17 protein-coding genes are annotated in these 23,592 nt (G+C 56.0%); 8 read left to right on the top strand and 9 right to left on the bottom strand.

Going from position 1 to position 23,592, the window contains the following annotated elements:
* The first annotated feature begins 43 nt into the window (after positions 1–43).
* From ACZ5K9_RS07890 to ACZ5K9_RS07880, 3 genes are all read left to right on the top strand, one after another.
* Positions 44–607, top strand: coding sequence for a Uma2 family endonuclease (locus ACZ5K9_RS07890; protein WP_464273868.1), 564 nt, complete (start codon positions 44–46; stop codon positions 605–607).
* A gap of 1,575 nt (positions 608–2,182) precedes the next feature.
* On the top strand, positions 2,183–2,641 hold the full coding sequence (locus ACZ5K9_RS07885; protein WP_464273867.1) for a universal stress protein: 459 nt from the start codon (positions 2,183–2,185) through the stop codon (positions 2,639–2,641).
* A gap of 304 nt (positions 2,642–2,945) precedes the next feature.
* Positions 2,946–3,140 carry a ferredoxin gene (locus ACZ5K9_RS07880; protein WP_464273866.1) on the top strand — a complete coding sequence of 65 codons (195 nt, stop codon included), beginning with the start codon at positions 2,946–2,948 and terminating at the stop codon, positions 3,138–3,140.
* Between the two features lie 635 nt (positions 3,141–3,775).
* Here ACZ5K9_RS07880 and ACZ5K9_RS07875 read toward each other — a convergent pair.
* A complete protein-coding gene (locus tag ACZ5K9_RS07875) occupies positions 3,776–3,910 on the bottom strand; it encodes a hypothetical protein (RefSeq protein WP_464273865.1) in 135 nt (44 codons plus the stop codon).
* Positions 3,911–4,268: 358 nt separating this feature from the next.
* Between ACZ5K9_RS07875 and ACZ5K9_RS07870 the strand changes: the two genes are divergently transcribed.
* The gene (locus ACZ5K9_RS07870; RefSeq protein ID WP_464273864.1) at positions 4,269–4,463 is read left to right on the top strand and encodes a ferredoxin; all 195 of its coding nucleotides are present in this window, start codon (positions 4,269–4,271) and stop codon (positions 4,461–4,463) included.
* 809 nt (positions 4,464–5,272) lie between these two features.
* Here ACZ5K9_RS07870 and hepT read toward each other — a convergent pair.
* From hepT to ACZ5K9_RS07840, 6 genes are all read right to left on the bottom strand, one after another.
* On the bottom strand, positions 5,273–5,779 hold the full coding sequence (hepT, locus tag ACZ5K9_RS07865; protein ID WP_464273863.1) for a type VII toxin-antitoxin system HepT family RNase toxin: 507 nt from the start codon (positions 5,777–5,779) through the stop codon (positions 5,273–5,275).
* Complete coding sequence (locus ACZ5K9_RS07860) at positions 5,776–6,009, bottom strand: nucleotidyltransferase domain-containing protein (RefSeq protein ID WP_464273862.1); 234 nt, start codon at positions 6,007–6,009, stop codon at positions 5,776–5,778. Before ACZ5K9_RS07860 ends, hepT begins: the two co-directional genes overlap by 4 nt.
* 1,166 nt (positions 6,010–7,175) lie before the next feature.
* On the bottom strand, positions 7,176–7,337 hold the full coding sequence (locus tag ACZ5K9_RS07855; RefSeq protein WP_464273861.1) for a hypothetical protein: 162 nt from the start codon (positions 7,335–7,337) through the stop codon (positions 7,176–7,178).
* Between the two features lie 434 nt (positions 7,338–7,771).
* Complete coding sequence (locus tag ACZ5K9_RS07850; RefSeq protein ID WP_464273860.1) at positions 7,772–9,493, bottom strand: right-handed parallel beta-helix repeat-containing protein; 1,722 nt, start codon at positions 9,491–9,493, stop codon at positions 7,772–7,774.
* A gap of 81 nt (positions 9,494–9,574) precedes the next feature.
* Positions 9,575–11,950, bottom strand: a complete 2,376-nt coding sequence (locus ACZ5K9_RS07845) for a S8 family serine peptidase (RefSeq protein ID WP_464273859.1) — start codon at positions 11,948–11,950, stop codon at positions 9,575–9,577.
* A 429-nt stretch (positions 11,951–12,379) separates the two neighbouring features.
* A complete protein-coding gene (locus tag ACZ5K9_RS07840) occupies positions 12,380–12,559 on the bottom strand; it encodes a hypothetical protein (RefSeq protein WP_464273858.1) in 180 nt (59 codons plus the stop codon).
* 303 nt (positions 12,560–12,862) lie between these two features.
* Between ACZ5K9_RS07840 and ACZ5K9_RS07835 the strand changes: the two genes are divergently transcribed.
* The 4 genes from ACZ5K9_RS07835 (at position 12,863) to ACZ5K9_RS07820 (ending at position 17,718) form a co-directional block, all read left to right on the top strand.
* Positions 12,863–13,792: a LysR substrate-binding domain-containing protein gene (locus ACZ5K9_RS07835; RefSeq protein ID WP_464273857.1), complete on the top strand. Its 930-nt coding sequence runs from the start codon at positions 12,863–12,865 to the stop codon at positions 13,790–13,792.
* Positions 13,793–14,277: 485 nt separating this feature from the next.
* Positions 14,278–16,482, top strand: coding sequence for a molybdopterin-dependent oxidoreductase (locus tag ACZ5K9_RS07830; protein WP_464273856.1), 2,205 nt, complete (start codon positions 14,278–14,280; stop codon positions 16,480–16,482).
* An 11-nt stretch (positions 16,483–16,493) separates the two neighbouring features.
* The gene (locus ACZ5K9_RS07825; protein ID WP_464273944.1) at positions 16,494–17,099 is read left to right on the top strand and encodes a TorD/DmsD family molecular chaperone; all 606 of its coding nucleotides are present in this window, start codon (positions 16,494–16,496) and stop codon (positions 17,097–17,099) included.
* 4 nt (positions 17,100–17,103) lie between these two features.
* Positions 17,104–17,718 (top strand): 4Fe-4S dicluster domain-containing protein, encoded by a 615-nt coding sequence (locus ACZ5K9_RS07820; protein WP_464273855.1) that lies wholly within the window; start codon positions 17,104–17,106, stop codon positions 17,716–17,718.
* A 452-nt stretch (positions 17,719–18,170) separates the two neighbouring features.
* Here ACZ5K9_RS07820 and ACZ5K9_RS07815 read toward each other — a convergent pair whose 3' ends face one another.
* Positions 18,171–20,456 carry an ATP-binding protein gene (locus ACZ5K9_RS07815; protein WP_464273854.1) on the bottom strand — a complete coding sequence of 762 codons (2,286 nt, stop codon included), beginning with the start codon at positions 20,454–20,456 and terminating at the stop codon, positions 18,171–18,173.
* Entirely contained in the window at positions 20,453–23,380 is a 2,928-nt protein-coding gene (locus ACZ5K9_RS07810) for a chemotaxis protein CheB (protein ID WP_464273853.1), read from the bottom strand. The genes ACZ5K9_RS07815 and ACZ5K9_RS07810 overlap by 4 nt, the downstream gene beginning before the upstream one ends.
* Positions 23,381–23,592 lie beyond the last annotated feature (212 nt).

Raw genomic sequence — 23,592 nt, 5'->3', positions numbered from 1 at the left:
TATCATTGAATCTACCGTCAGCAGCTTGAGAATGGGTGAAGCCATGTCAGAACCAGCGAAGAAACGGGCCGTGTATGAAGATCTCTACGCGCTGCCCGAAAATGTCATCGGTGAGATCATCAACGGCGAAATGGTCGTCGCGCCGCGTCCATCGCGCAAGCACGCCGTCGCGGCGGCGCGGATCGGATACGAAATCGGCCCGCCTTTTGATTTCGGCCGTGGTGGGGGCCCGGGAGGGTGGGTGATCATCCTGGAGCCGGAAGTCGCCTTCGGCGACGATATCCTGGTACCGGACCTGGCCGGGTGGACAAAAGAGCGGTTCCCACGGGAAGAGTCCCACAATTGGATTTCCGTCGTTCCCGACTGGATCTGCGAAGTGCTTTCTCCTGCCACCGCACGCCGCGACAGGGCGGTCAAAATGCCCTTGTACGGCCGTCACGGCGTGAAACACCTCTGGCTCCTGGATCCTGATCTGCAGACCCTGGAAGTTTTCGCGCTCAAGGAAAGCCGATGGGTGCTGACGGACGTCTATGCCGGCTCGGACAAAATCCGTGCCGAACCTTTTGATCTGGTGGAACTCGACCTGGGTCTGATCTGGCTGGACTAAAAAGTTTTCGGATCAACCTGGTCGGTTGGACATGGATCGTGCGTGCCTTTTCCCCAGGGATGCCGCTCCTTTTCCGTCATCGGTCCGCAGGGGCATGAGACTCTCCATGGCTGAACCAATCTCAGGACGCTCCGGGGGCGCATGCCTCTAGACAACCCATCGCGGGGCTCTCGCAGTTCGCGTCAGCTTTGGGGATCGTCCATAGGGCAGACTCCGCCAAACCGTGAGGGACTTTTGCGTCCCCATTTGCTCGCACAATCATGCATCTCGGGTCTTCTGACGCCTCAACGAGGTGTTCCACCTCGTGGCAAGACCCCAAGAGGAAGGCTGACACTGAGCATTATGGGCTGGAACGCACGGTGCGCCGCTCTTGGGCGGCGGGCGAAAGAGGGTGGCAAAGATGATCACGATCGCGGTAGGAAATGATGCGTGCACCATGTTTCGGCAAAACCCCCGCCGACGTCTTTCCAAAAGGAGCTCGTTTAGGCGAGTTTATATGAAAAAATGTGTATATACGAATAGATACATAGAGTTCATTGTCTGTTCCGTCGTTTGCATTCAGTGAAAAAGGTCGACCCGGCCAGCAGGATTGCCAATTTCGACTGAACCGCCGCGCGCCCTGCGGAGCTTTTCCAGGTGCGGGCGGTCCCATTTCGGGAGCGCATCCTGAACAGGCTGCGATAGGGGAATGGGCGTGTGACCTGGGTGCTGCCGTGTTATCGTCCCCGTCGGCAGCTTCCCGGCAGTTGCGTGTGCGGTGCGTCGCCCGCGGAGTGCAGGTTTGTCCTGGTCTTCAGTCTTGTCTTGGGATTTCGATCGGCGCCCACGTCTCCACGCCCATCGCCACCCCCCTGATCCTTCACGGGATTTGGCCCGGCGCGGCCAAGGTTTTTCTCCCGGCAGGTCCTGCTGCCAACACGGCGACGCTCATGGTGTTCTCACACGTTTTGGGGCAAATCGGCCACTGCCGTCTATCTCGTCTCCGTCGCTCCGTTTATTCTGGGCATGAGGTGCTCACCTGTGTCTCGTTCCACACCTTCCGGATTCCCATGAATGGGGACGGCTTTTTCCCCAAGCTGCCCACAGCGGATCTCCGGCGGGCTCCACCGACGGTTTTGCTCCTGACCCTATGCCGGTTTTTGCCGCCTTCAGGAAGGCCCGCAACCTTTATTCCACGCAAACGTCCTGCCCTCAAGCCGCTTCCCGGAGCCGTTCGTCCCTTTCCGGCCCACGACCTTCCGCCCATGAGCCGCAGCGGCCCCGGGGCTTCCATGCAAGGTTGCCTGATATGCCGGATTTTCCTCGTTTTTTGCACTGGACCTCGTCATGCACAAAAACGAACTGTGCGTTGAACCTGATAAAGAGGGCACATGTTTTTATAAGCTCCATGAAAAAGTACGGCCGGCAAACGCCGAAAACTCTTTCTGAAAGCCCTCCGGCCCGCCATGGCGCGAAAGGCTCCGTTGCCACTTTCACTCATCGATGAGCCCTCGGAATGAAAGCGGCGTTCCTTGTGAAACATGTCCCTCGGAATTACTGTAAAGACACAACGATGCTCGAAAAGGAGGACCGATCATGAAAGTTTCCAAAATCTTATGGCCGACCGACTTATCCAAGAGTTCCTCTGCGGCCTTGGATTACGTGTTAGATTTTTCCGCCAAGTACGGTGCCGAAGTGATCTTGCTCTATGTGGTTGAAGATATGAGCGGGCATGAGCCATGGTATGGTGAATGGGGTCGCAGGCATCTGGAGGAGTTTCACAAGTGGATCGTCGGCGAAGCCACCGAGCGTCTCGACCAGATTTGCAGGGAGCGCCTGAAAGGGTGTCCTCGTTTTGAACGGGTTGTCGAGGGTGGGGATCCGGCGAAGAAGATCCTCGAGACCATTGAAAACAGAGGGATTGACATGGTCGTGCTCACAAGCCATGGGCTCAAAGGACATTTCCCCTTCGGCAGTGTCGCCGAAAGGGTGGTAAAGAATGCCAAGGTGCCGGTCCTGGTGGTTCGGCCTTCATCGGGCGGCAACCGCGGCTAGTGCCCGACTGCCAACCCCGTGCTGGGCTCCCAACCGGACGCATTTGGATCCTCAGGGCAATCCGAAGGATCCCCCAAAGGCGAAAAACATAACCACCGGTGACCTGAAGCCTCATGCCGGCAGGGGAAACGGATCGTGAAACGCTTGGCTCACGCGGGCACGCCTGTCCACTGATGATCTCTAACGGACCTGAAAGGCATGCCCTATCGTTTGTGCCGTAACGGCTGGGGGCTGTGTCGCAACGAAGACGGCATGCTCCGAGTCACCAAGATTTTCCACTTTTGACGAAAAAGGGAGGCACATCATGAAGGTTCGGATCGACTACGATTTGTGCATGGGAGATCGAAACTGCAACACTGTTTGTCCGGAGGTTTTCCAATACGATGAGGACAAACTGATCTCCAGGGTGTTGGTGGACGTTGTCCCGCCGCATTTGGAAGCCAAGGTCCGAAAGGCGGCGGAGGAATGCGCCCCAGGTGCGATCATCATCGAGGAATAGACTTTTTCAGGGAGCGTCCTGGTACGGTCGCCGGCCTTTTGCACCCCACGATGGCCATGGTCCTGCGGGAGGCATCTGCACATCGTGAGGCGAAGGAGCGGGAGCTGTGGCACATCATTGGAGGAGCAGGAGGACGTAAGGAACTCGCCAAGGTTTGTCATTTTCCAGAGTGAGAGCGGCTGCACGGGAATCCACGACCCTTGACGACTCGACCCATAGTGCCGGTTCGTTTTCAGCGGGCAGGGGGATCGTCGCCCGGCCGATGACATCATCGGCCTTTGTCACCGGCTACCTGACCCCGCTCCACCGGATCAAAGGGGCTGGGCGAACTTTTGGAAACCAGTCCGCAAAAACGACATACCCGGTTCATCTGCCAAAGGGCGGCGATCACACTCAACCCGGCGCGTATTGCATCAGCCTCTGAGCGCAGGATCGGGGGTACCTGTTCGGTGATCCGCTCAATGGGCAAATGTCATTGCCCCACACGCTGCGGATCGGGCGCCAGGCATGGTTGGAAACCGCCGCGAACCGTCCATCGTCGGGTGAAGTGGATGTTCGTTTGTTAATCTCCTAAGGGTTTCTTCCGAAGGGTCTGGGAAGGGGAGCGCCACAATCGCGCCCCTTTCCGGCTGTGCTCATTTCTTTTGTTCCTTGTCCTTCCTTTGCTCTTCAGCAAGCACCACTTTGCGGCCACACAAATCCCAGGCGCCCTGTTCCGTAATGCAAGGCTGTCGCGGGCCTTCCCCGCCGCAGATACCACATTTGGTCATGTTCATTCACCTCCTTTTGCGGCTATTTGGATTCCACTCAATCCCCAAAAATAACGGAGCACGAAAGCGTTTCTGTAGCCGTTGCTAAAGAAAGGCCCTTTCAAAGCCGGGGGGCCAGCGAAATTTCGCTCGCCCGTTCACGTCCCCAAGAAGACTTCCGACCTCCCCGTAGGTTTATGCCTCAAATGTGCGCCTCGTCTTTTCCGGCGTCCCAAAGGGCGATGAATTCGTTGCATGTCCCTTGAAAAAGCCTTCGTTCGGTTGACCCGCTGTCATGGAGGTCTTAAGAGAAGTGCGATGTGAATGTACGTTCACAACGAAATTTCCATTTCTTTGCGTTGAAAAAAGGAGGTCCACCATGGGACGACGCGTTGTGCTCGACGAAGAATGCTGCCTTGGATGTGAATCCTGTGTCGAACTTTGTCCTGAGGTCTTCGCCATGGATACCGACAAGGAAAAGGCTTACGTTTTGAGCGAGGCCGCTGGGAACGAGGAATGCATCGAAGAGGCCATGGCCTCGTGCCCTTCCGAATGTATTTCCTGGGAGGATTGATTTAGGCAGGGCGGCTCCGTCGGCCATACTTGGAAGCCTGTGGAGATGACGGAGCTCACCATCGTCACCACCGCTGGAGATCGGTCTCGAGCTGCACCCCTGCATCCTTGAGCCAAAGGTTAAAAGAAGACATCCGACTTAGTGAAATCAGTTTCACCAAATTTCAAGAAAGACCGTGTGGACGCTTGCTTTTCCCGCCGAGTGGCACGGCGCCAGATTCAGCGTCCTGCACGAAAGCATCGTCCGGTGAAGCGAAGGTGAGTTCGCCGCCGAGGGGCACAGCCGCCCCCGCGCAGCCCTCCTCCATCATGAGCCGTTATTCACGAGCAACACTTCTGGAAGGACATCGAACTCATTGCATATCCGCAACGACTCTGACAGAGAAAGCTCTCGAGTCGCTATCTCATAATTGACCAAGCCAGCCTAGGAAATACCAATTCGCTCGGCAAACTCCGGCAACGTCAGCCGCGATTCATGAAGGTACATCAAGATCCGTCCAAATGGTCGTATCACAGGTGGTCTTACCCGCTTTGTACCCTTCCTGAAGGACTTTTCCTTAATCCATTCCATCGTGGCACACCGCCACTCCCTGCGAGACCTTGCCGATGATCCGGCGGGCCTATCCGTGCTGGAGTTCTTCCGCCATCTTGAAAAGCATCTCGAGATGAAAACTCTTTTCGAGGTTCTCAAGGATCCAAACACGGGGAGCCACTATCGGCTATATGAAGGAATCAACGAGGAGCATATGCCTTGTGAATTCACATTCACCGATATGTCACGGCCCATTGCGTTGCGCCTTTTCTCTGCGCTCACTGTGCCTCTTTTATGACCGGTTTCGGGGGATCCTTCGGGTCAGAGGGCCGTATCGATTTTTTCCGGTCCGGGTGGTCTTGGATCCACTTCAGGATGCGCTCCAGGAGGCTTTCGATATCGCCGGCACGGCGGGCGCATATATCGTAGAGTTCCTCCACGCCGACTTCATGGTAGAAGAGCACGAGCCGATTGCGATAGCCGGCCAGTTGCTGCAGCCGGCGGGCTTCTTCCGCCCCGAGGACCTGCGCCCATTCCAGTTCGCGGGCGATTTCCCTGTATTCCGTTGGTGTGACGGCAAACCCCTCGGCCAGCTGGTGACGCCCGAGATCCAACAAGGCTTCGAGGGGCCGGCGAAGGTAGGATTCGGCCGCCGCCACATTGCGCGGGTCGCCACGGAAGGCATCGAGGCTTTCCAGAAGCAGCGCGCGGATCCCACAGAGCATGTTTCGGATCCACGCCGCCCGTTCCGTGACCACGGTGCGGCGCAAGACGGCCGGTGTCATCTCGCGCCTTCCTCCAGGATCATCCGCATGCGCTCCCGCTTGAAAGGGGCCAGGTCAGCGGCCCGGCGAAGGACATGCAGCTGGCTGCGAGCCTCTTCGTCGGCGTCGGCGCAATAGAGAAGTTCGCCGCGGACGATGTCCAGCGCCAAGTAAGGGTCCGCTTCCGGCAGGATCACCAGATCGACACGGGGGGCCGAAAAGAGATCCTCCAGCTGCAGGGTGAGTTCCACCCGGGCCCTGGCCGTGAGGCGAACGCCGAAAAAAGGACGACGCCGATGTCGAGATCAGAGCCGGGATCGAAGAGCGTGGGATCGGCCTGCAGGGCCTCGAGCTGTGCCGCCGCGGCTCGGGCCCGGCTGCCGAAGGCGTAATTGTCGGCAATACCGTAGTGCCGGGCGATGCGCTCAAGCTTCGCCGCGATGGTCGCAGCGGATGGGCGGGGTTCCGTGGGCATGCTCAGGTCTCTCACTATGCCGGTGCTCAGGACAGCCAACTTACAGGCTCTTTATGAACCCGCTGTTCTTGGCTCTTCAGCCGTTTACAAAACGGGGCGCCGTAGATCGTCCGCTGAAGCTCTCGTGGGTCGTCATCCCAAAAGCACACCACAACGGCGGCCAAGGCTCCTCCACCAAGAAATCCGGATCGCTTTTGTTTATTGTCGGGCAAGCTACCAAGAAAGGCGGCAACCGATGTCCCGATGGGAATCGGGAGGCAAACTCGGGGTGTCGCTCTGCGCCTCCATGGGCCCAATAAAGATATGAGCACACACACAAGGCACCCTGTGCAGCTGGGCCGACTCGACTCCGGGCATCAGCGCCCCGCCCGAACCGTCGAACGTATCGCTCCTGCGTCGCCTTCATGACGTGGGGTTGACGTCCCGGTTTGATGTCGTGAAATACCACCTGGAGACACTCTTCAGACTTTACGAGTTCAGTCCGGCATGTCAAGCGGCACAAGATCTCCCAGAGGCACACAGTTTTCGAACTGCGGAAAGGGAACGAAAGGCTTCAAGGCTTAGTTTTCAAGCCATGACAGGAGTCCCGGAAATTGTCGATGCCCATAGGCGAAGTGAACCTCTTACGGCTGAACAGTTGTTCAACGAGCCGCCGACGGGGTTCATCCCCCTTCCCGGTCCCATGGTGAAGGAGACGATTGTTTCGTTCATTGGGCTTGTTTCCTTGCCAACAGCACCTCGCCAGGGAAATCCAGGACATCGGCAGCATCCATGCTCTGGTCACCCAGCGCCTGCCCAGCAGCCGATCATCCACTGAAAGTGTCGAGGGTTGTCGTCCCTTTAGCGCTTTTTCGCAGGACACAGCTTCAGGGGGGTGTGTCAAGCGGCAACGGTCTTCAGGAGAATGGGCGGCGGAGGAAGGATGCCGCCGATTTCCGGGCTTCAGGAATGGGTCTGCCCGCGCACCACCGGTTCGGGGCGTTTCAGGTACACCTTGGTGTCAGACGGGACCAATTCGGTGATCCAGACGTTCCCGCCCATCAGCGACTTCGGGCCGATCACGGTGTCTCCTCCGAGGATGGTCGCTCCGGAATAGATGATCACGTCGCCTTCGATGGTGGGGTGGCGTTTCCGGCTTCGAAGGGTCCCTACGCGGTCCTTCGCAAGCGGGATGTCTCCTCAGGTCACTCCCTGCTAGATCTGTACTTCATAGCCGAGACGGTGGCTTCGCCGATCGCGACGCCGGTGCCGTGATCGTTGAAGAAGCGTTCACCGATGCGGGCGCCGAGTCAATGTCGATCCCGGTCTTTCCGATGGAAAACGACCGGGTCGCATCGTTTCAGGTGATCTCCAAACTGAGGCGATCAAAGCGGTATCGCCTCGGGGTCACGATCTGCACGAATGTCCTTGCTGGGGACCCACGGACACGGATCGTGGGACTTTTCCAGCTCCCGGCCGCTTTCACAAAGCGGATGCCGATGCCCTGCTTGCTCCGCCGAATGGGTTCGGGGCACATGAGCGCGAGGGTGGCCGCGCGATCAAAATCTTCCTATGTCCGCGGGCCGGTTTCCGGTGATCTGGGTGGCCGCATCGAGGGTGAGTGAAGCTCCAGCGCTCTCGAAAACGATCACCCCGTAGTTCCTGTTGCCCTGAATGACCGACTCGGTGACAACGGCGGCGCTGCCTTTGTCATTCACACCGAGTCCGAAACCGGTGTTATCGGTGAGGCTCACTCCGTGCAATTCAGCCGCGGCATGCCTCGTGACCGACACACCTCCCTCGGTGTTCCGGCGGCAGGTGGTTCCCTCCAGGCGTGCCCATGCCCCTTCAGTCACAAGAACGCCCAGCCGGGTCGCCGCTTCCACGCTATCGGAATACGAGAGGAGGCGGGAGCCTTCGCCCGAGATCCCGATGCCGACCTCAGATCCGAGAAGTGTATTTCCACTCATGCTCTCCAGCACGCTTCCACCGAGAACCGAAACGTTGGCGGTCCCGTTCCCCTCCATCCAATTCCATTTGAACGAAGCCCACACCGCGCCGCCGGCCAAGGTCAGACCGGAACGGTTCCGTTCCACCGCGTTGGCTTCGCCCAGAACGCCTCGGGTGCCAGGCCCGAGCAACCCGATCCCATCTTGAGCGTTTTCAACAATACGGTTCTGAAGGAGGGCTTCCAAGGTCGCACCTTCACCGCAGAAAACCCCGGCCTTGCCGTTCCATCGGGAAAGCGTTCGTTTCAGCCACCCCCGTGAGCCGGAAAACAACCCGTATCCGACCCCTGAATTGCCTCGCGTCAGCGAAAAATCCACCATCAAGACTCCCGATTGATCCGCGCCGAGACCGTCCAGGCTATTGCTTTCCGAAAAAACCATGACCACCGTCGCCGTCCCCCCGCGGCCCGCCGTGACACCGTCATAGGCATTCTCCGTAAAATGTCCTTTCACCACGTCCACGCGAGCGCCGTTGTAAGCGACGATTCCCCCACCGGCATGTCCACTGGAGACCACATCGCACAGAAACGCGGCGACTTCGCCATCGGCGGAAACTCCGCTTCCGGATGGGTTCCCCCAGACGGCAAGCCCACCCACCGAAACATTTTTCCCCTGCACGAGAATCGGCGAAAGTCCGGGCGTGGAAACACCGGAGCCGTCGATGGTCACACGGCCGGAACCCTCTCCGATGAGCATCTGACCGTCTTTCAATCGCAACACGGTGGAATCGGTCACGCGATAAGTCCCGGCCGGCACACGGATGAGACGGTTGTGGGGATTGTCGACCAGCTCCCGAAGACCCACCGCATCACCGGCTTTTGGGGAGAGGATGGTCGGATTTCCCACCTTCAAGGGAATAGAGGCCGCCGCGATATCCCCCTCGAAGCTTCTCACGGCAGCGCTGAGCCAGTACACACCTTCTCCGAGCAGACCAGCCGGAATGCGACGGACGGCAGAAACTTCGGTAAACGCCGCTTCATCCGGGCTGGAGACCTCCACCTCAGACAAGAAGTAGCTGGTTATGTCGAATTGATTGAAATAAATGACGAAATCCTGAAGCCCCGACCGCGGATGCTGCAGCCCTTCCAGATTCAGAACCCGAAGTCTGATCTCGAACCCGGCGTTGGTCTGCCCCGCACCTAGCGGCACAGGGGCCGTCGGCCCCGTAAAAGCGATTTCCATGGCGGCCGCCGGGTTACCTGCCGCCAGCACCAGAACGGCCGCTCCCAACACCAGCCATCCTCGGAACCCGTATCTCATTGTTCGAGCCAAACCGCCCTCCTTGGTTAGATCGCCCCACCAGGCATCCTCCCGGTCCTACCAGTCGAGATCCCTGTGAATTGCCCCGTTTCATCATTGAATGGTGGCAAAGCGGTCGGGCACGCTGTCGCATTGAAGATCAAGGAAAAACGTTTCGGTGAAAGGATCGAAAATACCGATTTCCGTTAATTGGTCTCCGTCCCAGTCTCCCACGAAAGCCGATACCCAAGGCATCACCCCGAACCGGATTCGGCGATCAGCGGTCCCGTTTTCATCGGTATCCAAATAAAAGGCCTGCACAGTCGGCCTGTAGATCCCAAAATCCACCAGACCGTCGCCGTCCCAATCGCCGGAAAGCGGAACATCCCCCGGCTCTCCCAGCTTTACCAGCCTATCGGCGTAGCCGTCTTCATTGAAATCCAAATAAAAGCGGGATTCATAAGGCCGGTAAATCCCCACATCATCGATACCGTCGCCGTCCCAGTCTCCCACAACGGGACGGTCACCCAGCGCCCCCAAGTAGATCCGCCTGTCCACCGTGCCATTTCCGTCGGTGTCCAGAAGAAAAAGATTTTCGTAGAGACGATAGACGCCGACCTTGTCACGACCGCTCCCGTCCCAATCGCCCACCACGGGCCAGTCGAACGGTCCCCCCATGGGAACGGTCCATTCCCACCATCCGTCGGCATTCACATCGAAATGGAAGGTCTGATTCTTGAACCATCCCAGTTCCTCCGTTTTGTCGCCGTCCCAATCGCCGACGAGCGGCACGGTCACGGCTTCCAACATCAAGGCTTGTACGAGTCCCGCGCCGAAAGCGTTGTCTGGGCCCGGCGGCCCCAGGTCTATGGCGCGCGACTGCAAAAAGCGCTTAATGCTTTCGGGACCCCAATCGGGATGGGCCTGCTTGATCAATGCCGCAACACCGGCCACATGAGGTGCGGCGGCGGAAGTCCCTGGAAAGCTCCGGGGGCCGTAAGCTGCCGTAGAAACCCAATCAGGACCGACAACATCCGGCTTGATCGTCCCATCGGGCAAGGGTCCCTGGTTGCTGAAAGGCTCTATCACGTGAGCGGCATTGAAAGGCACCGCTCCCACCGTAATGGCTAAGGGATGATCCGCAGGGGGATTCAAGAGCACCGTTTTCGAAGCATCATAGTACTTGAAGAAAGGAAAACTCTCATAACCGAGGAGAAGGCCCAATCTGGTGGGCTGGGCATTGTAGTTTTTTATCTGGACAAAATATCTTCGCCCAGGTTGAGGGTAGAATGCGCACGATTCGATCCCTATGGTCAGTTTATTCTGGTCTATCACCGACCCTGTCACCAACTGACCGTATTGATCGATAATGTAGAGATCATAATCATTTTTTGTCGTGCCTTGCTCCGAGTCCCAGGCCAAAACCAAAAAGACCGGCACGTTGGGAACGTATTGTCCGATGAGGATTTCGTTATAGTTTTCATGATTCGAAAAGTTGTGGCGACGATCACCGTCTGGGTCGTGAAATACCCCCTCCCACTTCTTCTGCGCATCATTTCCCGCCCCCTGACACCAGACCACGCCGCTTTGGACGACTGAGGTCACCGTTTGTTTCCATTGTTTCTCGAGTTCCGCCAGGTAATTTATGATCCATATGGTCTGAACATCAGCATAGAGCGCGTAGTAGATGAGAGCGCAGTACAATTTTAGGTTCATCACGATGGAGGAGCTGATGACGTGAACTCCTTGAGATCGGAGCCAATCCACGGCGCGATGAAAATCCACGTCCATGTCCCCGATAGCAGCCAAGTAAAGCTGTGCCTCAGGAGCCACGTCATGGACGATTTCAGCACAGGCTGTGCCGTGTGGGTTGGATTCGACAATCCATGGATCACCGAAAACCTTCACAACGGTCGAAGCAGGCAACTCCTTTCCGATCAACGACTGGTATCCTTTGAAGCCCACATCGATCACGCCGATGCGGATCCACCTCCCAGTCATCCCGAGTTGCTGCATCGGCCTGGCAAAAAGCGAGTCCAACGCTTCCGTCTGCACCCACTGCGGCTGTGGACGAATAGGTTCCCGAATCAGCCTGACCTTTTCCCATCGGGCCAATTCTTCGATTTGATCCCAGGGGATCCAAACCTGAACGTTGTTCCAGGCTGAGGCCCCCATGCGGCCTCCTAAGCTTCGAACCAGAGCATCCAGCTCATGGAGCAGCTGGGGATCTGCAGACATGTCCGCCGGGGCATCAAGAACGACAATGACCTTGTGGAGCTGAGATTCACCCTCAGGATCAAGCAATGGCTGCCTTCCACTTCTCTCACCTTCCACTGCCCGCTCTTTCAGCAAGTGCTGAAGGATCGGTCCGATCTTTTCGCTTGGTGCACGGCCTGTGTCGCTGCTCAAGGCTGGTGAAACCTGAGCACACAGAGCAGCAAGGAGGAAAATCACCCGAACATCAAGCTTGTACCTGCCGACCATCTCCATACCTCCGACCTTGCAATGGTTCCAAGACTCGGCCGCGTAAGACTTGGTGCGGCACTTTCAAGGCAGACCTTGGGTCGCAGATGATGATCTTCCGTGTCTGTAACCGCTCAGGTGACGATGGACGTGTGGCGTTCACACCTCGTCCTCAGAGGCTGCGTCCAAACTTCGGCGTTGAATTTTTTTATAATTTTTACCATTTGTGAAACTTGGTCAATCATGAATTTCGCAAAAGAAGCCATCGAACAACGCAGCGCAAAAGAGCGATCGGTTGACCCCACTTCTCCACAAACTGCCGTCGAGAGAGTTCAGGCGTATGCTCAAACCTTGATAACGCGCCATCTCCTCATACAGCCCTTGGCGCTCCCGCTCGCACGCGGACGGAAACCCTTTGAAATTCTCGACCTCGGTCGAGAGCCCCTTCCTGATTTGTTACGATTCCGCAAGAAATTCCTTTAAATCGGCGACCTCATGCGCCAGCGCATCCCGCTCGGCCCCCAATTCGGTGAGGTAGTTTTTGCACCCGTTTTCTTCGCCGAGCCCTTGCAATTCCCGGCGTGGTCTATCCGCTATATCCTCGTGGAAAAAGGCCGCCCAGGCTTTATCCGACATAAAATATTGGAATATTCCGAACGATCTTCATGAAGGCTTGCTGGTAGGCATACTTGCGATGATGGGAGGACTAGACGGACTTAGACACATAAGATCGCTATTCAGGGGTTTATTGCTCCCGGATTAACCATTTCGCCATTGTGCGCCTTATCCGTTCCATCCGACACGGTGAACCCGCATCTAAACCTCTAATTTTTTCTTGCCCACCGAAACGTGATTTTGATAGGCAGCAACGATGACCTGAATCAACAGATCCTTCTTTTCCCCTTGTCCAGTCCAGGCATCGCCCGGGAGGCGCCGCTCATGGAATGGAATTTATATAGCATCAAGGTTTTCTCCGAAGTGGTCCGCCGGAAGAGCTTTACAAAAGCGGCAAAAAGTTTGGGCTTGACCCAGCCGGCCGTCAGCCTTCAGGTGCTAAATCTGGAGAAACAAATGGGGTGCCCTCTGATGGTCCGCACGAGAACCGGGGCCATCACACTGACCCAAGCCGGTCAGGTGCTTTGGCGATACTCCCAAAAAATCTCCGAGCTGTTGCGAGACCTGGAAAAAGAGCTGAGGCCTTGGACGTCGGATCGAAGCCGAACGGTTGTCGTGGGCTGTTGCAGTATTGCCGGAGAATACGTGGTGCCTTCCTACACTATTGCTTTTCGGCAGAAAAGGCCTCAGGTGAACGTTCAGTGCCATGTGGGGCGCTGTGGTGACATATTCCAGCGCCTCCTGGAAGGGGTTCTTGATCTGGCTTTTGTCGGCATCCCGCCCGATGATTTTCGTCTCACCCAACACCCCTTCGTGCACATGCCGCTGCTCTGCTTCGAAGCGACACGACCATCGTCGCGACGTCTGTCCATCCGGCATTTGGTTCGGGAACCTCTGATCCTTCGGGAAGAAGGTTCAGGGACGCACCGGGCGTTTGTCGGGTTCCTTCATAGCCACAACCTCCGTTTGGACCAATTTGTCCTTGTGGCCACTTCGGAAAGCAACGAGGCCATTAAAGAAATGGTGTCCAGGCGATTGGGTTGGTCCATTTTGCCTGAGGCGGTCATTGAAAAGGAACTGACCTTGGGCCGCCTGAGCACTATTGAGCTTCACGAGGGCCACCCCGTCCAGGAGTTTTTTGTGGTTTACAGGAAGCAGGAGTTTTTGGACGGTCCGCAAAGGGAATTCGTCCGTTTTCTGCTGGAGTCTTCGCCTCCGATGCTGAGAAGGCATCAAAGCCCTCCGACATCATAAGCTTATTTTATAACATTAGTTGAAAATCCAATTGGACAGAGATTTCCCCGCTCTTTATTCTCGAGAATGTGGGTGATTTGCCACGCGGGCAGGACTCGTGGCGGACCATCGAATCCTCCAGATCTTTCTCTTATTCGGTGTTGCCTCCCTTCATCGTTTCCCTTCCCTAGATCGGTGCAAAGCTCCTGCCGGTGGCACAGGCGAGTCCAGGGACTCGTTCGAGAAGGTCGGGTTCAGTGCTGGTGCCCAAAAGGCGGCCCGTGCCCCGATGCCACAGGTGTATTTCCACGCGCCGGTCCACGCGGGCCCCCCTCGAGAAGAACGCTCCAGCGCTGGGCGGCATGATTGATCGATTTTCGAACACCCTTGGATGATTAGCAACTTTTCCTCATGGCTGGAGGGCACTGCCGGACGTTGTGAAACATGGTTCGTGCTCACATCCCAAAGGGGGCTTCGGACCGAAAAAACAGGGAGGAGGATTGCGTATGGGCCTACTGAGTCGCCGGCAATTCCTGCAATGGAGCACGGGAGGTATGGCTGCTGCGGCCCTGTCCGATTGGGTCTTTTTCAAGAAGATCCTGCAGGCGGCTTCTGAAGAGACCCAAAAACTTTATTACCACTCTTGCCACATCTGCGATTGCAACTGCGGCATGATCTATGAGTTGAAAAAGAGCCGTATCGTTGAAATGCGCGGTAATCCGGCGGACAAGCTGGGCGCTGCGGGAAAGCTGTGCGTCAAGGGCTATTCCACACCGCGTCTCTATCACGATCCCTGCCGACTCTCCTACCCATTGCAGCGGACGAATCCTCGCAAAGGGCGGGATCAAGACCCAGCGTGGAAAATCATCTCTTGGGACGAAGCCTTTGCCGTAGTCGGCGAACAATTTCGGCGCGTCTACGACAGATATGGACCTGAAGCCATTCTCATTTTTGCCAGGCCTAGGCCGTGGGATTCCCACCTTTGGTTTGCCATCGGCACACCAAACCAACTGTGCCATGTGGATACCTGCTATATCAACGAAGAAATAGCAGGCAAGGCCGTGTGTGGGGAACGCATCTGGGGATGGGATTTTTCCCATGCGAAGTACATCTTGGGATTTGGTTATGATCAACCAGGAAAAAGCAAGAATATTCATCAGAGAGAATTCATGGAGGCGCGCCGAAACGGCGCCAAGATCGTTATTTTCGACCCGCGTCTTTCGGAGACTGCGCAGAAGGCCGACGTGTGGATTCCCATTCGTCCCGGCACGGATACGGCGGCCATTCTTGCCATTATCCACGTGATCGTCAACGAAGGTTTATACGACAAGGAGTTTGTGGAGAACTACACGGTGGGTTTTGACAAACTGAAACCTCACGTGGCCAAGTACACGCCTCAGTGGGCCCAAAAGATTTGCGACGTGCCTGCGCAGACCTTGACGCAGATCGCCAGGGAATTTGGTTCCACGCGGCCGGCAACGCTGGCGTATCACAAGCGCGACGCCGGCGGCCCCGTCTTCATGAACTCATTCCAAACCGCCCATGCCATGGTTGTCTTGCAGAGCCTCGTGGGAGCGATGGACAGACCCGGAGGGCTTTATTTTTCACGATTGCCGAAGATGCCTTCCTTAAAAGAGGTCTATCAACTGTCGTATCCCGATATCCGGGATAAACCGCGGTTCGACGATCCGGAAAACGTCACGCCTCTGGCTTTTCAATCGAAAAAGGCGGGATTCAGCACTGCGGCCGACGCGATCCTCCGTGACCCCACGCCCCGAGTCGCCCTCTTTCATAGTTACAACACCACCTCTTTCCCCAATCCACAACATTTTGAAGAGGCGCTAAAAAAATTGGATTTTATCGTCAACGTGGACATGTACCTCACGGAACTGGGCATGTATGCGGACATTATTCTTCCTGAAAACCTCTGGATTGAAAGTAGCGGATTCACGGTACGCACCTACCAGGCCGAACGCCCTCAGGTCCTTTTGGACGAAGGGGCACCCAAACTTCGGGACACCCGAAGTTACGGCGAAATCGTCAACGGCATTCTGGCCGCCATGAAGCTTTACGACTTTGTGGTCGATCCGAAGAAACTTTCGGAAGCCCAGATGGCGGCTATGGGTTTGGACAAAGAAAAACTGCGTCAGGCCGGTGGGGTTTTCGATAGTGGCGAGCCTTTCCGGCCCACAGAAAAGTTCAAGACACCGAGCGGCAAGATCGAACTCTACAGCAGCGTGTTGGAAAAGGCAGGCCACAGCCCGATGCCCGAATGGGTCGAGCCCGCGTCCAAACCAAGCCCCGAGTATCCGTATTACATCGTGACGCACCATCTGCCTTGGATGCGGATGCTCAAAAACGCCAATGACCCGATCCTCAAGGACCTTCAATGCGAAAACAAAGTTCACATCCACACCAGCGTGGCCGCGAAGCTGGGTGTCAAGGATAAGGACTGGGTCTGGCTGGAATCCCCCGTGGGGCGCATCAAGCTTAAAGTAGCCATCACCGAAGGCATTCGCCCAGACACGGTCATGACCGAACACGGGTTCGGCATTTGGGCCAAAGGGCGATGTGAGGGTTTTGGTTGGGGACAAAACGAGGGGGAGATTCTTCCGGACAGATCCCTTGCGGAGATGAAGCAATGGAAAAGGCATGGAGCTGGCCGAGGGGTGGGGATCTGCGACACGACTGTGCGTCTCATCAAGGCGTAAGGCCCTTGGAAATGGAGAGGGCCGCCGTTCTGGCGCCGGTTCTGGCCTGGAGCAAAACGGCGGCGCGTTATCCTCAAAATGCCGGCCACATCGAATGGATTTTGGAACATTCCGAGCCCTTGGTCCATTGGGTCGGCGCCACACAGCCCCTTTTGGAAGAATTGTTGATCCGATGGATGGAAACGCCTCAGGCGGTCCTGGAGGCCCATCAGGTGGAATACACCAGGCTGTTTGTGGCGTGTTGGGGTGGGGTTCCGGCGCCCCTTTACGCGTCCTGGTATCTCGACGGGGAAAGCTTTCATGGAAGGGCCGCGGAAACGGCCATGAGGTTCTATGAGCGGTGGGGAGTTTTATGGCGGCAAACGGAACTCCGGGAACCGCCCGATCACCTGGCCGTGGAATTGGAATTTTTGGAGATGCTCTGTCGCGTTGTGGCCTCATCCCCAAAAAACCGTTCTCCGGATGCCGCGGCCGCCACGGATCTTTGGCACGATTTTCGGCGGCACCATTTTGATTTTTGGGTGCCCCGGTGCGTCGAGGCCATGGAGCGGCACGCCCGCATGCCGATTTACAGGGTTTTGGCCTTGAGCCTGGCGCACTTGGGCGAGGAGGGTTAATGATATGAAAGAGGTCGCTCGAGATCGTTACGTCATGATCTACAATGCGGATCTGTGTATCGGCTGCGCCGCCTGCAGTGTGGAGTGCCGCCGTTATTATGGCTTAGATGAAAAGCAAAGCTTTCGCCTACGGGTGGAAACCAAGGAAACCGGCCGTTTTCCAGACGTCATCATGGAGCACGTGCGGGTGTCCTGTGCCCATTGCGTCAACGCTGAGTGCATCAAAGAGTGCCCCACCGGGGCGACCTTTCGGGCCGAAGACGGCTTTGTCCTCATCACGCAGGAACGATGCATCGGCTGCGGTGCCTGTGTGGATGCCTGCCCATACGGGGCCCGATACCTCCGTCAAGTCGGACAGATGCTCAAGGCCGACAAGTGTTCCTGGTGCTATGCCCGTGTCTACGAAGGCCAAAAGCCGGTGTGCGTGGAAAAATGCATCACCGGGGCGCTGGTCTTTGGGCTGTCTTCAGATCCGGCCGTGAAACCATTGCTGGAAGACCCCGAGGTGGAGGTCTATCATCCGGAGTACAATACCAAGCCTCAATTGTATCGAAAGTCCGTGCGGCCTCGCCACAGAGAGCTCAAGGTGCTGGCTCAGTGGCCGCAGCCGCTGGTGTAAGGAAAGCGTACACAAACCAGGAACCCATGTGGGGCCCTTTACTTTGGAAAAACCGCCTCGGACAAAGGCCCCGAACATCTACTTGTGAAGCCATGGCGGGAAAGGTCGCCGGCATGGGTATTTTCCCTGTCATTCCAGGGGCCTCTGCCGGCTGTTTTTTGGAGCCCACTTATCCAAAATGATTCATGGAATCGACGAACAGCGCTCCAAGGTGCGGATGACTCCAAGTGCGGTCAGGACTTTTTCAGAGTTTATGCCCATCGAGGCGAATGCTCCAAGCACATTTTCGGCCCGGACGGGTGTCCTTTGCCTGGAGTATCCTCCTTGGCGCAGTCCACGACCGAATTTTACCTGGGGGATGTTCTCCGGCCGGGCGTTGAATCCTTGCCGGCAACGCAAAGTCCGTCCACGTTGGAGACCGCTCCCTGACTCGGTCCTCAGCACGGGGCGGCCTAACGGGAGGATAAGGACCTTCCCAACATGCGGCTGACCTTCAGGGCCAATTCCTCCCTCGAGAAAGGCTTCTTGAGAAGGACCTCCTGGGGAGAGCCAAAGTCATAGTTGGCAAGGTTTTCGCTGACGTAACCAGACATGAAAAGGATCTTGGTCCCGGGTTGCAGTCTTCGTATCTTATCGGCCAAGGTTTTTCCGTCCATGTAGGGCATGACTAAATCGGTGAGAAGAAGCTGAATCGGTTCCTTGAAAGTGGCCGCCAGTTTTAAAGCTTCGGCCGGATGGGATGCGCCGAGCACCTTATAGCCCAACCGTTCCAACATGGCCCCGGTTATGGCCAGATTTGCCGGGTCGTCCTCAACCACCATGACCGTCTCTCCTTTGCCTCTGGGAAGGCCAGCGGATCTTTTATCTGGTTTGGATTCCCGTTCCGGCAAACACCGAGGGAGAAAAATCTTAAAGGAGCTGCCCTGCCCCTTTTCGCTATGGACAATAATGTGGCCCTTGTTCTCCTTTACAATGCTGTACACAATGGACAATCCTAATCCTGTGCCTTTCCCCACTTCCTTGGTGGTGAAGAAAGGGTCGAAAATCTTGTTCAACGTCTCTGTGTCCATGCCGCAGCCCGTATCAGTTACCGTGAGAGTTACATAATCCCCAGGGACTAAACCCTCAGGCGAATTGGACACGTCGGACGAAAGGGACACATTAGCGGTCTCGACGACAATGTGCCCGACTCCTTGAATGGCGTCCCGCGCATTGATGCAGAGATTGGTCACCATTTGGTCCACTTGGGCGGGGTCCATACAAACCGGCCAGAGGTCAGATCCTGGTTTCCAAAGGATCTCGACATCTTCTCCGATGAGCCGTCTGAGCATTTTCAATATGTTTTCAATAGATTCATTAAGGTTGAGGCGGCGGGGTTCGAACATCTGCTTGCGGGCGAAAGTGAGAAGCTGGTGAACGATTTCCGCGGACTGTATACCGGCTTTCTGAATTTCCATGGCATGGGCATAAGCGGGATCACGAGGGGTAATCGTATCCAAAAGCAAATCCAGTCTTCCCAGGATCACTTGAAGCTTATTATTGAAATCGTGGGCCACGCCACCCGCGAGCCTCCCTAAAGATTCCATTTTCTGAGCCTCATGGAGCTGTTTTTCCAAAAGACGTTGGGCTGCTTCCAGGCGCCGGCGTTCCGCCTCATGCTTGTGCTTCTCCATGCGCGCGTGCAACAGAGGAGCCAGATAATCCGTGAGGGTTTTCACCGTTTCTAAGTCTCCTGAGGAAAAAAAGGCATCCGGATCGCTCACAGCCAGCATGCCCAAAAACTGCTTTCGAAAACGGATGGGGGCTATCAGAAGATTTGCCTCGCTTGTTTGACGATCTTCGCGCCCTTCAGGAAACACCATGATGGGTTTGGAACGCCTGCGAACATTTTTCCACCAGCGCCGACAGAGGTCCCCGCAGCGAAGACTGACACCGGGAGCTTGGAAAGACTCATCCCCCGACTCGTTTAGTTCCACGGATGTGGCCACAAAACCGCCGTCATCGTTCACGGCGATGACGGCCAGGCGGCAATTGAGTTCTTGAACCACGAGTCGAAGCAGGGCTCGCAAGGTTTCCTCTTCTGAACAGGTCAAAAAGATGCCGGCCACATCGTTACGAATCTTCAGCCGTCGTTCCGAAGCCTTCAATTCCTCGGTCATCTGCGCCATCTGTTCATGCGCCCGAACCATGTCGGTAATGTTGGTCATGGTGACGAGAAAATGTCGAAATGAGCTGTCTTTTTCAAAAATCGCGACCGTTTCCAAATGAACAATGAGCTCGCGGCCGGACCGAAGGCGCACAGGGACGGTCACAGATCCCCGCCCGCGGTTTTGGCGAACCTGGCTCAGATGATCAAAAAAGGTCTTGTGTGCGGCAGGGGCGACATGAACGATGAATGGTTTATTTTGAATGCTTTCTCGGTCGGCTTCCAAAAGATTACAGGTGGCGAGATTGGCTTCACTTATGCGTGCGTCCGCCGTGAGTGTCACATAGCCTACGGGCGCAAGATGGAAAAGTTCGTAGTATTTTCTTTGAGAGAGCTCCAGAAGTTCCTGGGTCTCGCGGAGCTCTCTGTTTTGCATCTCCAATTCTACATGATAGACGCTGAGTTCGTGAAGCAAGCCCTTCAGATCTAAAGTTTCCGCATCGGCACGAATGGAATCGCTTTTGGCGAACACGCTCTCCGCCTTCTTCCTCAGCGTTTCCATCCACCTGTCGTCTTTGGGTGACTGCGTCATCGTTTCGTTCCCTCTTGGATTAGAGTCGCCAACTCCACTAAAGCCCGCACTGCTCCGCTAGGATTCTTAATGGGAACCCATCGCAAAAGCCACCGGGCCCCATCACGCGCGGCAATCTCGACACTCTTGGGCTCAGCCCCCTTAAAGACATCGAGCAGCATCTCCCGATCGATGTGAATGCCCTGGGAATCCCAGAGTTCTTCACGGCTCAGTCCCACCAGTGCAGACGCATCCAATCCAAAGACGTCGCGAGAGGCTCGATTCGCCCATAAGACCTTCAATTCTTTGCCGAGATACAAAATCACATCAGAGACACTCTCTAAAATGAGATCTTTTTCCTTTTCGATCTTCGCCAAATCCTTTTGAATGGCTTTCACATCGGAGACGTCGACAAAAGTGACCACGGCCCCTTGGCAATTGCCATGCTCATCCAGGTAGGGAAAGATTTTCACAAGAACGGGGATTTCCTTCCGGTACAAGACTTCGCGGACCACCGTCTCGCCCGTATCCACGACAAACAAGACATCATCGATCATATTGGGATAATCCAAACTGTGGGCCAGGTGTTGCAAGGGCCGGCCAAGATCCTGTTCCATGAGATGAATGAAACGTGTGGCCGCCGGCGTAAAACGACGGATTTTCATTTCCCGGTCGAGAAAGAGGGTGCCGATGTCCGTACAGCGCAGGAGGTTGGTAAGGTCATTATTGAGCTGGGTGAGTTCCGCGATTTTGTTCTGATATTCCGCGTTGACCGTATAAAGTTCTTCGTTGACCGATTGAAGTTCTTGATTGGTGCTCTGAAGCTCCTCGTTGGACGCCAAGAGCTCCTCATTGGTCGCCTGAAGCTCTTCGTTGGACGTTTCCAGTTCTTCGATAGTGGCTTGGAGGTTTTCCCGCGTGTAGCGCAGTTCCTGTTCCAGGTCGACGATGCGCTGCTCCGCCTGATCTTTAGGATCAACGAGGGTGGCGTCGATAGTCTCCTGGTTGTTGGGTGTTTCTTCCTCCAAAAACACGAGATATAGGACGTTGCCCTGACGGCGCACTCGCTCAGGTACGATGCGCAAATGCACACGCCGAGGGCCGGCCGGCAGGTCCCTCACGGTGACGCCCTTGTACGTCACCTCTTTACCTTCTTTTTTCACGCGGTAAAGCGCCGTGCTTGCCGCCATGGACAGATCTTTAGGCATGAGTTGCAGCACATCCAAACTCACCTGGCCTGGGGATAGGCGGATAAAAAGCGAGGGGTCCCCTAGAAGGTACAAAAGATGAAAGTTTTCATCCACCACCAGGCACGTGGTGGCAAAGCGTTCCATGAGGGTTGTACAAATGCGTTCAATGAGCTCCCCGCTCTCGACGACTCTATGAATCTTTGAGGGTTCAAAGAGGCCGGCGGCTTTTCGTGGCATGGGCTCCGTCATTCTGAGGGTCTCGCCCAGGACGGGACGATGTTCGGCGCGGGTTCGAAAGATTTTCCATTTCTGATTATACGTGGTGAAGTAATGGGCTTGATCGCCCACCGATTCGCTGGCTCCGAGAAAGAGGAACCCACGGGGTTTGAGTGAGAACGTGAAATAGGCCAGAACCTTCTTTTGCATGGACGGCTGAAGATAGATGAGCAGGTTTCGGCAGCTGATGAGATCGATTCGAGTAAAGGGCGGATCTTTGCAGACATTGTGCGGGGCGAAGATGACCATTTCGCGCATCTGCCGACTCACCCGATAATTGCCTCCTGATTTGGTGAAGAAACGGGCCAATCTTTCAGGAGACACGTCTGCCGCAATACTTTCGGGGTAAATACCGTTTCCGGCATACTCCAAGGCTTCGCGATCAATGTCTGTGGCAAAGATTTTCATGTCCCACGGCCGGCCCGCCTCGGCATGGTATTCTAAAAACAGCATGGCCAATGAGTAAGCCTCTTCGCCGGTAGAACACCCGGCGCACCACACGCGTATAGGATCCTGAGGCCCGCGCCGTTCCACGATTTCGGGAATGACCTTTGCCTTGAGAAATTGAAATGCTTCCGGGTCGCGAAAGAAATTGGTGACCCCGATAAGCATTTCTTTATAGAGAAGATTCACTTCCCGGGGAGATTTGATGAGGTATTGGAAATAGTCTTGCAGCGTCTCGATCTGGTTGACGTGCATGCGCCGTTCCAAGCGCCGAATGACTGTGTTGGGTTTGTAGTAGGTGAAATCCACGCCGGTTTGGTTTTTCAACAAAAGCAGGATGTCCGCCAGAGGCTCCGTGCTTGGCCCGTTCAATGGCAGTCGTTCTGTCGGGACCCCGGGTTTTCGTGATGTGAATTTGACCAGCTCCGCAGGCATCTCTTGCGGCGGCAAAATGTAGTCGGCCACGCCCGTGGAAATGGCCGCCCTCGGCATACCGTTAAACTTGGCGGACATTTCATCCTGAACCATCACCATGCCGCCCGCTTCCTTCACGGCCCGGACTCCCCGCATCCCGTCGCTGCCGGTGCCGGAAAGGATGATCGCCACCGCGGCATCGCCTTGGTCGGCGGCCAAGGATCGAAGAAAAATGTCGATGGGAAGATGAATCACAGAACCATCTTCTTTTTCCGTGAGGATCAAGCGCCCATGCGAAATGGTCATGAGTTTTTTGGGGGGGATGAGATAGATGTGATTGGATACGACGGGCATGCCGTCTTCGGCACGAAGCACTTTCATGGGGGTGTGCTTGGAAAGGAGCTCAACCATCATGCTTTTGTAATCCGGAGATAAATGCTGCACGACGACGAAGGCCATTCCGGTATCCGAGGGCATGTTTTGAAAAAACTTCTCTAAGGCTTCCAAACCTCCCGCGGACGCCCCGATTCCCACAATGTGGTGGGGTGCGGTTCCAGGCTGGGGTTCCGCGGAGGGACTCTTGGCCACAAATTCGTTTCGGTTCTCTCGTGGCGAAGACATAAGCGATCCCTTCATGTGTCCGACTGTCAGCGAGCTGTTATTGAAATTTTCAATAAAAAAACTCGTGCGAATATCGGAAAAGTCTGTATTTTTTGTCAGATTTGTCTGACATCGGGTGCGGGCGGCGCGTCCCATTCCCGGCTAAATCATGGGGCTTCTGGCCTCTAGGGGGTTTCCCTAGACCGCACCTGGACGCCTTACCGACCTGGGGC

This window comes from Desulfosoma profundi (genome assembly GCF_055387865.1).
Note: the sequence above shows the minus strand (reverse complement) of the source record. Positions and strands in the feature narration are given on the sequence as shown.

Coding starts and splice junctions, on each gene's coding strand:
- ACZ5K9_RS07815 (WP_464273854.1), bottom strand. CDS start 20,456: ATGACGCAGTCACCCAAAGACGACAGGTGGATGGAAACGCTGAGGAAG.
- ACZ5K9_RS07875 (WP_464273865.1), bottom strand. CDS start 3,910: ATGACCAAATGTGGTATCTGCGGCGGGGAAGGCCCGCGACAGCCTTGC.
- ACZ5K9_RS07870 (WP_464273864.1), top strand. CDS start 4,269: ATGGGACGACGCGTTGTGCTCGACGAAGAATGCTGCCTTGGATGTGAA.
- ACZ5K9_RS07885 (WP_464273867.1), top strand. CDS start 2,183: ATGAAAGTTTCCAAAATCTTATGGCCGACCGACTTATCCAAGAGTTCC.
- ACZ5K9_RS07820 (WP_464273855.1), top strand. CDS start 17,104: ATGAAAGAGGTCGCTCGAGATCGTTACGTCATGATCTACAATGCGGAT.
- ACZ5K9_RS07845 (WP_464273859.1), bottom strand. CDS start 11,950: ATGGAGATGGTCGGCAGGTACAAGCTTGATGTTCGGGTGATTTTCCTC.
- ACZ5K9_RS07835 (WP_464273857.1), top strand. CDS start 12,863: ATGGAATGGAATTTATATAGCATCAAGGTTTTCTCCGAAGTGGTCCGC.
- ACZ5K9_RS07890 (WP_464273868.1), top strand. CDS start 44: ATGTCAGAACCAGCGAAGAAACGGGCCGTGTATGAAGATCTCTACGCG.
- ACZ5K9_RS07840 (WP_464273858.1), bottom strand. CDS start 12,559: ATGTCGGATAAAGCCTGGGCGGCCTTTTTCCACGAGGATATAGCGGAT.
- ACZ5K9_RS07830 (WP_464273856.1), top strand. CDS start 14,278: ATGGGCCTACTGAGTCGCCGGCAATTCCTGCAATGGAGCACGGGAGGT.
- ACZ5K9_RS07880 (WP_464273866.1), top strand. CDS start 2,946: ATGAAGGTTCGGATCGACTACGATTTGTGCATGGGAGATCGAAACTGC.
- hepT (WP_464273863.1), bottom strand. CDS start 5,779: ATGACACCGGCCGTCTTGCGCCGCACCGTGGTCACGGAACGGGCGGCG.
- ACZ5K9_RS07825 (WP_464273944.1), top strand. CDS start 16,494: ATGGAGAGGGCCGCCGTTCTGGCGCCGGTTCTGGCCTGGAGCAAAACG.
- ACZ5K9_RS07810 (WP_464273853.1), bottom strand. CDS start 23,380: ATGTCTTCGCCACGAGAGAACCGAAACGAATTTGTGGCCAAGAGTCCC.